8 protein-coding genes are annotated in these 12,851 nt (G+C 70.3%); 5 read left to right on the top strand and 3 right to left on the bottom strand.

All coding sequences use genetic code 11. The features are described from left to right. Positions 1-14 precede the first annotated feature (14 nt). Together leuS and ACW5E8_RS04930 are read right to left on the bottom strand one after the other, a co-directional pair. Positions 15-2,786: a leucine--tRNA ligase gene (gene leuS, locus ACW5E8_RS04935; RefSeq protein ID WP_456964363.1), complete on the bottom strand. Its 2,772-nt coding sequence runs from the start codon at positions 2,784-2,786 to the stop codon at positions 15-17. An 87-nt stretch (positions 2,787-2,873) separates the two neighbouring features. Then, positions 2,874-3,485 (bottom strand): DUF998 domain-containing protein, encoded by a 612-nt coding sequence (locus tag ACW5E8_RS04930; RefSeq protein WP_456964362.1) that lies wholly within the window; start codon positions 3,483-3,485, stop codon positions 2,874-2,876. Positions 3,486-3,585: 100 nt separating this feature from the next. On the opposite strand from ACW5E8_RS04930, the gene trxA reads away from it, so the two are divergent. From trxA to ACW5E8_RS04915, 3 genes are all read left to right on the top strand, one after another. Then, positions 3,586-4,464: a thioredoxin gene (gene trxA, locus ACW5E8_RS04925; RefSeq protein WP_456964361.1), complete on the top strand. Its 879-nt coding sequence runs from the start codon at positions 3,586-3,588 to the stop codon at positions 4,462-4,464. A gap of 3 nt (positions 4,465-4,467) precedes the next feature. Next, on the top strand, positions 4,468-4,938 hold the full coding sequence (locus tag ACW5E8_RS04920) for a DUF4442 domain-containing protein (protein ID WP_456964360.1): 471 nt from the start codon (positions 4,468-4,470) through the stop codon (positions 4,936-4,938). A gap of 74 nt (positions 4,939-5,012) precedes the next feature. Beyond that, positions 5,013-7,067, top strand: coding sequence for a bifunctional serine/threonine-protein kinase/formylglycine-generating enzyme family protein (locus ACW5E8_RS04915; protein WP_456964359.1), 2,055 nt, complete (start codon positions 5,013-5,015; stop codon positions 7,065-7,067). Positions 7,068-7,073: 6 nt separating this feature from the next. Here the strand turns inward: ACW5E8_RS04915 and ACW5E8_RS04910 are convergent, their stop codons facing one another. Continuing rightward, complete coding sequence (locus tag ACW5E8_RS04910; RefSeq protein ID WP_456964358.1) at positions 7,074-8,519, bottom strand: DEAD/DEAH box helicase; 1,446 nt, start codon at positions 8,517-8,519, stop codon at positions 7,074-7,076. 211 nt (positions 8,520-8,730) lie between these two features. On the opposite strand from ACW5E8_RS04910, the gene ACW5E8_RS04905 reads away from it, so the two are divergent. Both ACW5E8_RS04905 and ACW5E8_RS04900 read left to right on the top strand, forming a co-directional pair. Next, the gene (locus ACW5E8_RS04905; RefSeq protein WP_456964357.1) at positions 8,731-10,578 is read left to right on the top strand and encodes a monovalent cation:proton antiporter-2 (CPA2) family protein; all 1,848 of its coding nucleotides are present in this window, start codon (positions 8,731-8,733) and stop codon (positions 10,576-10,578) included. 82 nt (positions 10,579-10,660) lie between these two features. Beyond that, positions 10,661-12,793 carry a M13 family metallopeptidase gene (locus ACW5E8_RS04900; protein ID WP_456964356.1) on the top strand — a complete coding sequence of 711 codons (2,133 nt, stop codon included), beginning with the start codon at positions 10,661-10,663 and terminating at the stop codon, positions 12,791-12,793. Positions 12,794-12,851 lie beyond the last annotated feature (58 nt).

The raw sequence follows: 12,851 nt of genomic DNA, 5'->3' as shown, positions 1-12,851 counted from the left end.
GCGCGCGGCGGCCTTCACGCGGCCACCACGTTCACGATCTTGCCCGGCACCACGATCACCTTGCGCACCGTCAATCCCTCGAGCATCCGGGCCACGCCCGGCTCCGCCAGGGCCTGGGCCTCGATCGCCTCGCGCGCGGCGTCGGCGGCGACCTCGATGGTGCCGCGGAGCTTGCCGTTCACCTGCACCGCCAGGGTGACCGCGTCGCGCACCAGCGCCGCCGGGTCGGCGACCGGGAACGGCACGTCGTCCACGACCCCTTCGGCATGGCCCAGCATCTGCCACAGCGCGTGCGAGGCATGCGGCGTCACGGGGTTGAGCATCAACACCATCGCTTCCAGCGCCTCGTGGCGGACTGCACGCCCGGCTTCCCCGTCATCGTTGAACTTCACGACGTGGTTCAGCAGCTCCATCAGCGCGGCAATGGCGGTATTGAAGCTGTGGCGGCGACCGTAGTCGTCATCGACCTTCTGGATGGCCGCGTGCAGCTGGCGCCGCAGGGTCTTCTGTTCCGGGGACAGGGACGCGGGCGGCGGCATGGCCGGGACCGCTCCGCCGCCATTGGCGAGCGCGGCGGCATGGTCGTGGACCAGGCGCCAGACGCGACGCAGGAAGCGCGACATGCCTTCGACGCCGGCCTCGTTCCACTCCAGCGACAGGGTCGGGGGCGAGGCGAACATCGAGAACAGGCGCACGGTGTCGGCGCCGTACCGGTCGACCATGGCCTGGGGGTCGACGCCGTTGTTCTTCGACTTCGACATCTTCTCGATGCCGCCCACCTTCACCGGCTGGCCATCGGATGCCAGGTGGGCCCCGGTGATGCGCCCGCGCTCGTCGCGCTCGACCTCGACGTCGGCCGGGTTGAACCACTCCCTGGCGCCGTTGGCGTCCTCGCGGTAGTAGGTGTCGGCCACAACCATGCCCTGGGTGAGCAGGTTCACCGCGGGCTCGTCGCTGTCCACGAAGCCCTGGTCGCGCAGGAGCTTGTGGTAGAAGCGGAAATACAGCAGGTGCAGGATCGCGTGCTCGATGCCGCCGATGTACTGGTCGACCGGCGCCCAGTACTTCGCGCGTCCGTCGACCATGTCGGCCGCGCCCGGCGAGGTGTAGCGCGCGTAGTACCAGCTCGACTCCATGAAGGTGTCGAAGGTGTCGGTTTCGCGTTCGGCGGCACCGCCGCAGGTCGGGCAGGTGGTCTTCCGCCACTCGGGATCGGCCTTGATCGGCGACTGCACCACGCCGGCCGAGAATGCGTCGGCCACGTCCTCGGGCAGCACCACCGGCAGCTGGCCCTCGGGCACCGGCACCGCGCCGCAGGCGTCGCAATACACCACCGGGATCGGGCAGCCCCAGTAGCGCTGGCGGCTCACGCCCCAGTCGCGCAGGCGGAAATTGACGCGGCGGCGGCCGATGCCCTCGGCCTCGAAGCGCGCGGCCAGCGCGGCGAAGGCGGCATCGAAGTCCATGCCGTTGTACTCGCCCGAATTGATCAGGGTGCCGCGCTCGACATACGCGCCCTGCCGCTCGACGCCGTCGAGGTACTGGCGCACCACGGCAACCGCCGCCGAGGCATCGTAGGCATCGACCGAGCCGCCGGCCAGCGCCGCCTGGAAGGGGTCGGTGTCCGCCCCGACGTCGTGCACGAGTTCGTCGAGCGCGTCGCGCACCGCGGCCGGCACGATCACCGGGCGCACCGGCAGGCCGTAGGCCTTGGCGAACTCCCAGTCGCGCTGGTCATGCGCAGGTACCGCCATCACCGCGCCGGTGCCGTAGCCCATCAGCACGAAATTGGCGACGTAGATCGGCACGTCCTCGCCGGTGACCGGATGGATGGCCCACTGCCCGGTCGCCATGCCGCGCTTTTCCTGCGCTTCAAGCTCCGCCTCGGACACGCCGCCGCGCCTGAGCTCGTCGAGGAACACGGCCAGCTCCAGGTTGTCGCGCGCGGCCTTGACCGCCAGCGGGTGCTCGGCGGCAATCGAGATGAAGGTCACGCCCATCAGCGTGTCGGGGCGCGTGGTGTACACCCGCAGCGGCTCGTCTTCGCCGTCGACCCTGAAACCGAACTCCAGGCCCTCGCTGCGCCCGATCCAGTTGCGCTGCATGGTCTTGACCGGGTCCGGCCAGCCGTCGAGCGTGTCCAGGCCGTCGAGCAGCTCCTGCGCGTAGTCGGTGATCTTCAGGAACCACTGCGGGATCTCGCGCTTTTCAACCAGCGCGCCGGATCTCCAGCCGCGGCCGTCGATCACCTGCTCGTTGGCAAGCACGGTCTGGTCGAGCGGGTCCCAGTTCACCACCGCGTTGCGGCGGTAAGCCATGCCCTTCTTCATCAACCGGGTGAACATGCGCTGTTCGTGCACGTAGTAGTCCGGGCTGCAGGTGGCGAATTCGCGCGACCAGTCGATGCCGTAGCCGAGCATCTTCAGCTGCTCGCGCATGTGGTCGATGTTGGCGTATGTCCACTTCGCCGGCGCGGTGCGGTTCTTGATCGCCGCGTTCTCGGCCGGCAGGCCGAAGGCGTCCCAGCCCATGGGCTGCAGCACGTTGTAGCCGCTCATGCGCTTGTGGCGGCTGATGACGTCGCCGATGGTGTAGTTGCGCACATGCCCCATGTGCAGCGCACCCGACGGGTACGGCAGCATCGCCAGGCAGAAGTACTTCGGCCGCGACGGGTCCTCGCTGACTTCCCAGGCGCGAGTCCGGTCCCAGTAACCCTGGGCCGCGCGCTCGGCCTTGGCGGGGCTGTAGGAGATCGGATCGGACGCAGGGGAAATAGGTTCGGGCACGTCGGTTTGGCCAGCAGACAGGGGGCCGTCAAGCCTACCGTAGTGGACGCTGCCGCCGCCACGCGACGCGTGGATCACCGTCCGCGGTTATCGGCTGCGTCCCCATCCGCAGCAGGCCAGCCACGCGAACCAGCACGCAAAGGCGGCGCGCTGGGCCAGCGCGACGGGAACGGCGTCGCCGACCAGCCAGGCCAGCGTGAACACCAGCGCGCCGGCAACAAGATGGCCAGCGGCCGCCCCGGGGCGCCTTGCCAAAAACGCCGCAGTCGCGAGTGCGAGCGCGGCAGCAACGAAGGCGATCGCCCACAGCCCCCAGGCAACGCCGTGCAACCGCCCCCTGCCCGCGTCGGGTTCGACGGGATCGAGCGGCAACAGGCCCTGGGTCGCGAAAGCCAGGGCCGACAGCAGCACCAGGGTCCAGCCCAGGCGCGCCGACAGCAGCGACGATGCCGACAGTTCGCCACGACGCCCCATGGCAACGCATGCCGCCAACAGGCCCGGCACGAGGAACGCAAGCAGGTTGAACTGCGTCGCGCGCGGCACACCCGCCGCACCGAGCAGCGCCACCGGGTACGCCATCTGGCTGTAGCCATCCAGTGCTGCGCCGAAACCCCACAGCGCAAGCGCGAAGCATGCGCCGGCCGCGATGCCGGCGACGCGCACCCACCCTGTACGTCGATGTCCGCCCGCTTCAGCCATGCGCCCGTTGCTCCCGTGGAACGTCGCATCCTCGCCCCGCGGACTTGCAAACGGCAAGCGCTGGCACAATCTCGGGTTCCATCGCATACCGGATCGAGCAATGTCCCCCGAACACGCATCGCCGCACGTTTTCGACGCCACCGCCGACAATTTCGAGGCGCAGGTCCTCGAGCGCTCGCTGCAGGTCCCGGTCCTGGTGGATTTCTGGGCCGAGTGGTGCGGGCCCTGCAAGACCCTGGGCCCGGTGCTGGAGAAGCTGGCCGCCGACTACAACGGCGCCTTCGTGCTGGCGAAGATCGACGTCGACCGCGAGCAGCAGCTTGCCGGCGCGTTCCAGATCCGTTCGATCCCCACCGTCATCCTGGTCAAGGACGGGCAGCCGGTGGACGGCTTTCCCGGCGCCATGCCCGAAGGCCAGCTTCGCGAGTTCCTCGCCGGCCACGGCATCGTGCCTGCCGACGCGCCGGCGGACGCCGAGCCCGCCAGCGAGGCCGCGCCGCCGCCCGATCCCCATGCCGAAGTGCAGCGCCTGCGTCGCGAAAGCGAGGCCGCGCCCGATGACGACGGACTGAAGCTCGACCTTGCCGTGGCCCTGCTCGCCACCGGCGTCACTGACGAAGCCGGCCGCCTGCTCGATGCCCTCCCCGCCAACCTCGCGACCGACGACCGCGCCCTGCGCGCCCGCGCCGCACTGGCCTTCGCCGCCGTGCTCCGCGACGCTCCGCAGGCGCCCGTGCTCGAAGCGGCGATCGCCGCCGATCCCGGTGACCTGCGCGCCCGCCACCTGCTTGGCGCACACCACATGGTCGCCGGACGCCACGAGGCGGCGTTGAAGGAATTCATGGACATGCTGCGCCGCGACCGCGGCTTCGACGACGGTCTGCCGCGCAAGGCCCTGATCGAAGCCTTCCGCGTGATCGACGACGGCGAGCTCGTGTCGCGCTACCGCCGGCAGATGTCGTCACTGCTGCTGTCCTGAGCCATGCGGGCTTCGATCCTGCGCCGCGGCATGAACACGTGGCCGCCCTTCCTGTTCGCGGGCATCCGCATCACCGCCCTCGAGGAGGATTTCCGGCATGCCAGCGTCGAGCTGCGGCAGCGCTGGTACAACCGCAACTACGTCGGCACCCACTTCGGCGGCAGCCTGTTCGCGATGACCGATCCGTTCTGGATGCTCCTGACCATGCGCTCCCTGGGGCGTGACTACTTCGTCTGGGACCAGGCTGGCGAAATCCGCTTCCTCAAGCCGGGACGCGGCACCGTGCGTGCGCGCTTCGACCTCGGCGACGACGTGCTCGGCGCCATGCGGGCGGGCACCGCCGAGGGCGGCAAGTACCTGCACTGGTTCGACACCGATATCCACGATGCGGCCGGCGACGTCGTCGCATCCGTCCGCAAGCAGGTCTACGTGCGTCGCAAGCCCGACCGCCAGGACGGGATTGCCGCGGCGTGACGGGAGTCGCGCTGGCGTTCATCCCATTCGAACGCGGTCCGGCTATCCTCATCCGCGCCTGAGGGGGGCCCGGGATGACGCAGTACAGCTCACGCGATGCCGACCATCCGTTGCCGGAAATTCCCGGCTACCGGCTCACGCACGCCGTGGGCGCGGGTGGCATGTCCACCATCTACCTCGGCGAGCAGCTGTCGCTCGGACGCGAGGTGGCAATCAAGGTCATGCTCCCCGAGGCCCTGGGCGACGAGGTCAGCCGCCGCCGCTTCGAGAACGAAGCGCGCACGGTCGCCCGCCTGGACCACCCCAACATCGTCGGCATCCACGACGTCGGCCGCACGCGCGACGGCCTCCCGTATTACTCGATGCCCTACCTGGCGCGCGGCCACCTCGGCCAGCGCGACCTCCAGGGCGACGAGCCCGCGGTCCGCGAGATCCTGCGCGGGCTGCTGTCGGCCCTGCAGTACGCGCACTCGCGCGGCATCGTGCACCGGGACGTGAAGGCCGAGAACGTGCTGTTCGACGACAGCGGCCGGCCGCTGCTGGCCGACTTCGGCATCGCGCTCCGCCGCGGCTACGGCGCGCGCGTAACCACGGCGGGACTCGCCGTCGGCAGCACCGCATACATGCCGCCCGAGCAGGCGCGCGGTGAAGGCGTCGACGCGCGCGCCGACCTCTACAGCGTCGGCGTGCTGGCCTGGGAAATGCTGGTCGGCAGCCTGCCCTACAACGCCGCTGACGCCCTGTCGATGGCGGTCATGCACGTGCAGGACCCGATTCCGCGCCTGCCGGGCAGGCTCCGCCACTGGCAGCCCTTCATCGACCGCGCGCTGGCCAAGTCCGCCGGACGCCGCTTCGCGGACGCAGGGCAGATGCTCTCCGCGCTCGAGCGCATCCCCGCCGGCGGCCGGGCCGGTGCCGGGGGCCTGCTCCGCGACCTCGGCGACCGGCTGCGCACGCTGCCCGCGGCCGCCTGGCTGATGGTGGTCGTGGTGGCCGCGGGTTCCATCGCCGGCGGCCTGTATCTCGACCGCCGCGACGACGCCCCCGGGTTCTACCGCGCCTCCGCCGCCGACGGCTCCACGACCCCCGCCACCCCGACCCTGGCCACGCGCCCGGCGACGGCCCTCGGCAACCCGGACGACGCCCTGCTGCGCGCGGCGCCCGCATCGGATGCCGAACGCTCGCTGGTGGCCGCCGAGCGCCAGCTGCGCGCCGGCAGGCTGACCACCCCGGCGGGTGACAACGCGTACACCAGCTTGCTGGACGCCTGGCAGGCCGACCGCAACCACCTGCGCCTGGGACCGGCCATCGATGCGCTGATCGCCGCCCTGGGCGAGAAGGCGGAACGCGATTTCGCTTCCGGACGGGTCGACGCGGCGCGCACCGGCGTCATGCAGGCCAACCAGCTCGCCTCGCGCACGTCGCGCGCGGACGGCGACGCACTGGATGCGCTCAGGAAGCGCATGGCCAAGGCGGTCAGCAGCCGCGTGGAGCACGCAGCGACGGAGTTCGATCGCGCAGCGGCACTTGCAGCCGTCGAAGCCGCGCGGCGCATGGGCCTGGATGGCGCCGCGCTTTCAGGATTGGAGCAGCGCGCACGCACGATCCCCATTGCCGGCGAGCGCCTGGGCGGCCCGGGGGTGGACATGGTGCTGGTGCAGCAGGGCGGCATCCGCCTGGGAGCCATGCGTCGCCTGGTCAGCCGCGACGAATACGCGGCCTTCGCCGAGGCCACCGGGCGCGAGCCCGCGCGATGCCGCGAGCGTGCATCGCTGCTGCGGGTCATCGCCCCGCGTACCTGGCGCTCGCCGGGCTTCGAACAGCGCGAAGGCGAGCCGGTGGTGTGCGTGTCATGGGAGGACGCCAGCGCGTACGCGAAGTGGCTGGGCGCGCGCGATGGCCTGGCCTACCGCCTGGCCACCGCATCCGAATGGGCGCGCCTGCCCGGCACCGGCGGCGAACGCCGCCTGGCGGAATGGAACATCGACTGCAGCGGCAGCTGCGAGCAGCGGGTGTCGAGCGGCGCGAGCTGGCGCGACGACACCGCCGCACCGGAGCCGCGCGAATCAAGCCGCGGCTTCGACGACCTCGGCTTCCGCCTGGTCCGCGACATCAACGGCGGAAACTGAGCGCCCTCAGGCGCTCGCACCGCTCCTGCTGCCGCCGCGGCCACGACCGCCGCGTCCACGCGAACCCGGGGCCTTCGGCCCGGCATGGGCATGCGCTGCCGCCGGCTGCGCCTTGCCGTGCCCGCCCTGGCGGTGGCCGGGCTTGCCGGCGGAACGCGACGGACGCTGCTCACCGGCGCCGTCCGCACCGGAGCGCTGGCCGCCGGCACGCTGCCCGCCCGGGCGCTGGCCGCCGGGCCGCTGGCCGGCCGGACGCTGGCCGCGACCGCCCTGCGGCGGGATCGGCGTATCCAGCCGGATCTGGCGACTGGGCTCATAGCCCGGCACCACGTCCATCACGATCGCCGCCTTGAGCATCTTCTGGATCTGGTTGAGCAGCCCGCCCTCTTCCGGCGACACCAGCGACAGCGCCTCGCCGGTCGCGCCGGCGCGACCGGTGCGACCGATGCGGTGGATGTAGTCCTCGGCCACCATCGGCAGGTCGTGGTTGATCACCAGCGGCAGGTTCGGGATGTCGAGACCGCGCGCGGCGACGTCGGTCGCGACCAGGATCCGGGCACGCCCGGCCTTGAACGCATCCAGCGCCTTCTGCCGCTGCGCCTGGCTCTTGTTGCCGTGGATCGCCACCGCCGGCAGGCCGGACGTCTCGAGCTGCTCGGCCAGCCGATTGCAGCCGTGCTTGGTCTTGCCGAAGATCAGCACCTGGTCCTTGTGGCGCGCGGACAGCAGGTCCACCAGCAGGTCGCGCTTGCGCGCCGCGTCCACGGGATGCGCGCGATGCACGATGGTCTCGGCAATGGTGTTCTGCGCGGCCACTTCGACCAGGCGCGGCTTGCGCATGTGCTCGATCGCCAGCGCCTTGATGCGGTCCTCGAAGGTGGCCGAGAACAGCAGCGTCTGGCGCTCCTTGGGCACGCGGGAGAGGATCCGCTTGATGGACGGCATGAAGCCCATGTCGAGCATGCGGTCGGCCTCGTCGAGCACCAGCACCTCGACGGCGTCGAGCTTGGCGTGGCCGCTGTCCATATGGTCGAGCAGGCGGCCCGGGCAGGCGACGAGCACGTCGACGCCGCGGCGGAGGTTCTCGATCTGCGGCTGCATCCCGGCACCACCGAAGACGGTCGTGACGTTCAGGCGCAGGTGGCGGCTGTAGTCCTTGATGCTCTCGGCGACCTGCACCGCGAGTTCGCGGGTCGGCACGAGGATGAGTGCACGCGGCTTGCGCGGGCCCTTGGGCGGCGTTTCCTTGGCCAGCCGCTGCAGCATCGGCAGGCCGAAGGCGGCGGTCTTGCCGGTGCCGGTCTGGGCGGCGCCCAGCACGTCATGGCCAGCCAGGATCAGCGGGATCGCCTGCTCCTGGATCGGGGTGGGTACGGTGTAGCCGCTCGTTTCAAGCGTGCGCAGCAGCGCGGACGAGAGCCCGAGGGCCTCGAAGGTCCGGATATCGGACATGGATGGAACTCCTGGTTCGCAGCTTGCCCGGCGCTTTCCGTGATCCGCGCGGCGGGCAATGGTTTTTTAACGGCGGCCGGACGTTCCGGGGCCGTGTCTGCGCGACGAGAGACGTGCGGGAGTTAAAGGGCCGGGGCGCCTTGCGGGGCCGCGGCTGGGCAATGACCGGATAACGGACTGCCGTGCGCCAACCGGTGCATCATACGGATAAATGGGCATCGCCGATACCTCGCAGCTCACCCATGTCGTCGTCCTGCTGGCCGCGGCGGTGGTCGCTGTGCCGCTGTTCAGGCGCCTGGGCCTGGGTTCGGTGCTGGGCTACCTCGCCGGCGGCGTGGCCATCGGCCCCTTCGGCCTTGCCCTGTTTTCGCAGCCGCAGGCGATCCTCCACGTCGCCGAACTGGGCGTGGTGCTGTTCCTGTTCCTGGTCGGCATGGAGATGCGGCCCTCGCACCTGTGGGCGCTGCGTCGGCAGATCTTCGGCCTCGGGCCCCTGCAGATCGGCGCCTGTGGCCTGGTCCTCACCGGCATCGCGCTGCTGCTGGGCATGCCGCCGCCGGTGGCCTTCATCGCCGCCTTCGGCTTCGTGCTCACCTCCACCGCGATCGTGATGCAGATGCTGGCCGAGCGTGGCGACATCGCGACCCCGCGCGGCCAGAGGATGGTGTCGATCCTCTTGTTCGAAGACCTGCTGATCGTGCCGCTGCTGGCGCTGGTGGCGTTCATGTCGCCGGCGCACGAAACCGGTGATGGCGGCTCACGCCTGCTGGCGATCGGCACCGCTGCGGCGACCCTGGCGGCGCTGGTCGCCGCGGGCCTGTTCCTGCTCAACCCGCTGTTCCGGCTGCTGGCCGCCGCGCGCGCGCGCGAGGTGATGGCCGCGGCCGCCCTGCTGGTGGTGCTGGGCGCGGCGCTGATGATGGAGATGGCCGGTCTGTCGATGGCGATGGGCGCGTTCATTGCCGGCGTGCTGCTGTCGGAGTCCACCTTCCGGCACCAGATCGAGGCCGACATCGAGCCCTTCCGCGGGCTGCTGCTCGGCCTGTTCTTCCTTGCCGTGGGCATGTCGCTCGACCTGGCCGTGGTCGCGGCCGACTGGCGCTTCGTGTTGCTCGCCGTGCCGCTGATGATGTTCGCCAAGGCGGCGTGCATCTATCTGATCGCACGCCTGCTGCGCGCCAGCCACGTCGACGCCCTCGACCGGGCGGTGCTGATGGCCCAGGGCGGCGAGTTCGCCTTCGTGCTGTACTCCGCGGCCCAGTCGGCAGGCGTCATCCCCGGCGCGGTCAACAACGTGATGACTGCGGTCGTGGTGCTGTCGATGGCACTGACGCCGCTGGCCATGCTGGCGGTCCGACGCGCCACGCGCCGCCGGGAGGCCGCGCTCGATGACAGCGTGGAGGCGGCGTCGGGCCAGTCGGGCAGCGTGCTGATCATCGGCTTCGGCCGCTTCGGGCAGGTAATGAGCCAGTCGCTGCTGGCGCGCGATGTCGACGTCACCATCATCGACAGCGACGTCGACATGATCCGCAGCGCCGCGGGCTTCGGCTTCAAGGTCTACTACGGCGACGGTACCCGCCTGGACGTGCTGCATGCCTCGGGTGCCGGCAGCGCGCGCGCGATCGCCGTCTGCGTCGACGACCGCGCCGCGGCCGACCGCATCGTCGAACTCGCCAGGTCCGCCTTCCCGCAGGCGCGGCTGCTGGTGCGCGCCTACGACCGTGCGCACAAGCTCAAGCTGGTGGCCGCCGGGGTCGATGTCGCCATCCGCGAGACCTTCGGCGCAGCCCTGATGTTCGGCGAGGCCGCGCTGCGCCAGCTCGACGTCGACCCCGAGGAAGCCGCCCGGATCACCGCCGAAGTGCGCAAGCTCGAGGCCGAACGCTTCGAGCTGGAGCGCTCGGCGGGCATCGGTGCAGGCGCGAGGATGATGCGCACCAACACCGGTCCGAAGCCGACTCCGCTGACCACGCCCCGGCGCCAGTCACGCGCGCTCGGACCCGACGGTGCCGCCGCGCCGGCCGACACCGACCCCGCCTCCGGGAAGCCCGCTGCATGACCTTCTGCACCCCCGGCCTGCCGCGGCCAGGCGTAGATTCCACACTTCGGCCGTCAACGCGGCTGGCCCCTTCCCATCGACCATGCCCTTCCGGGCGGAGTTCGCCGTGAGCCATCCTTCCAAGTCCGCACCCAAGTTCCTGCTGCTTTCGCTGGCCGTCACCGTCGCAGTCGCAGGCTGCCAGCGCGATGCCGCGACGCCCGTGGCCGATGCCGCCGCGCCCGCCGCCGCGCCCGCCTTCACCCTTGACGAGACCTCGCTGCCCGGCGTCAACAGCTTCAAGGCCAGCGACTTCAACGCCAACGGCAACGCCTGCACCGACTTCGGCGCCTACGTCAATGGCACGTGGCTGGCCGCCAACCCGGTGCCCGGCGACCAGACTTCCTGGGGTGCCTTCGAGATGCTCGCCGAGCGCTCGCAGGCCATCCAGCGCCAGCTGGCCGACCAGGCCGCGGCGATCGAGGGCGCCACCGGCGTCGACAAGATCGTCGGCGACATCTGGGCGACCGGCCTCGACGCCGAGGCCATCAACGCCCAGGGCATCGCGCCGCTGGAGTCCGAGCTGGCCGCGATCGCCGCGCTCGAAGCACCGGAAAAGATCGCCGACTACCTGCGTGCCAGCGCCGCCAAGGGCCAGTTCACCGTGTTCGGCTTCGGCCCCGAGGCCGACTTCATGGAGTCGTCCATGAACATCGCCTACGCCTTCCCGGGCGGACTGGGCCTGCCTGACAAGACCTACTACTTCGACGCCGACAAGAAGGACAAGCTCGCGGCCTACCAGCTGCACGTGGCGAAGGTGCTGGAGCTCTCGGGCGTCCCCGCGGCGGACGCCGCGACGCAGGCCGCCGACGTGGTCGCGTTCGAGACCCGCCTGGCGAATGTGTCGAAGTCCAGCGAGGAGATGTCGCGCGACGTCAGCCTGTTCTACAACCCGGTCAGCCCGGCTGACGCCGACGCGCTGGCCCCGAACTTCCCGTGGACCGCGTTCTTCGAATCCCAGGGCCTTGAAGTACCGGCGAAGTTCTCGTTGGCGATCCCGGCCTTCCACGCCGAGGTCAGCACCATGCTCGCCGACGTTGCGCCGGCGACCTGGCAGTCCTACCTGCGCTTCCACACGGTCGATGGCGCCGCGCCGTACCTTGCCGACGCCTTCGCCGAGGAACACTTCAATTTCTATTCGCGCGAAATGCGCGGCCAGAAGGAAATGAAGGAGCGCGGCAAGCGCGTGCTCGAGACCATCGGCCAGCAGACCGGCGAGGCGCTGGGCCAGATGTACGTCAAGGTGGCGTTCTCCGAGGAGTCCAAGGAGCGCATGGAAACCCTCGTTGCCAACCTCAGCGAGGCGCTGAAGGAGCGCATCCAGAACCTCGACTGGATGTCCGACGAGACCAAGGCCAAGGCGATGGAGAAGTGGGCCAGCTTCACGCCCAAGATCGGCTACCCGGACAAGTGGCGCGACTGGTCGGGCCTCGAGACCGCCCGCGACAGCTACCTGGCCAACGTGCTGGCCGCCAACGAATTCAACTACAAGTGGGGCCTGTCCAAGATCGGCAAGCCGGTCGACAAGACCGAGTGGGGCATGCCGCCGCAGATGGTCAACGCCTACTACAACCCGCTGGCCAACGAGATCGTGTTCCCGGCCGCCATCCTGCAGCCGCCGTTCTTCGACGCCAACGCCGACGATCCGCTCAACTACGGCGGCATCGGCGCGGTGATCGGCCACGAAATGACGCATGGCTACGACGACCAGGGCAGCCGCTTCGACGCCACCGGCAAGTTCCAGAACTGGTGGACCGAGGCCGATGCCAAGGGCTTCCTCGGCCGCACCGACAAGCTCATCGCCCAGTTCAATGGCTACGAGGCGGCGCCGGGCCTGCACGTCAACGGCAAGCTGACGCTGGGCGAGAACATCGCCGACCTCGGCGGCCTGGCCACGGCCTACGACGCGATGAAGAAGGCCACCGAGGGCAGCGAGGACCCGATGGTCGAAGGCCTGAGCCGCGACCAGCGCTTCTTCGCCAACTGGGCCACCGTGTGGCGCCGGAACTTCACCGACGAGGAGCTCAAGGTGCGCATCGCCACCGACCCGCACGCGCCGGCGAACTTCCGCGCGATGGGTGCACCGTCGAACCTGCCGGCCTTCGCCGCCGCGTTCAAGTGCACTCCGGACGACGCCATGGTCCGCGAGGGCGATGCACAGGTCGTGATCTGGTAGTTCCCGCCCTGGCACCCCGAAAAGGCCCGGCTCGCGCCGGGCCTTTTTCGTTGCGCGA

The organism is Luteimonas sp. A649, assembly GCF_054072735.1.
Note: the sequence above shows the minus strand (reverse complement) of the source record. Positions and strands in the feature narration are given on the sequence as shown.

Bases quoted from the DNA above. Each gene is read 5' to 3' on its own strand.
- ACW5E8_RS04905 (WP_456964357.1), top strand. From the start codon at position 8,731: ATGGGCATCGCCGATACCTCGCAGCTCACCCATGTCGTCGTCCTGCTG.
- ACW5E8_RS04930 (WP_456964362.1), bottom strand. From the start codon at position 3,485: ATGGCTGAAGCGGGCGGACATCGACGTACAGGGTGGGTGCGCGTCGCC.
- ACW5E8_RS04910 (WP_456964358.1), bottom strand. From the start codon at position 8,519: ATGTCCGATATCCGGACCTTCGAGGCCCTCGGGCTCTCGTCCGCGCTG.
- ACW5E8_RS04900 (WP_456964356.1), top strand. From the start codon at position 10,661: ATGCCCTTCCGGGCGGAGTTCGCCGTGAGCCATCCTTCCAAGTCCGCA.
- ACW5E8_RS04915 (WP_456964359.1), top strand. From the start codon at position 5,013: ATGACGCAGTACAGCTCACGCGATGCCGACCATCCGTTGCCGGAAATT.
- trxA (WP_456964361.1), top strand. From the start codon at position 3,586: ATGTCCCCCGAACACGCATCGCCGCACGTTTTCGACGCCACCGCCGAC.
- ACW5E8_RS04920 (WP_456964360.1), top strand. From the start codon at position 4,468: ATGCGGGCTTCGATCCTGCGCCGCGGCATGAACACGTGGCCGCCCTTC.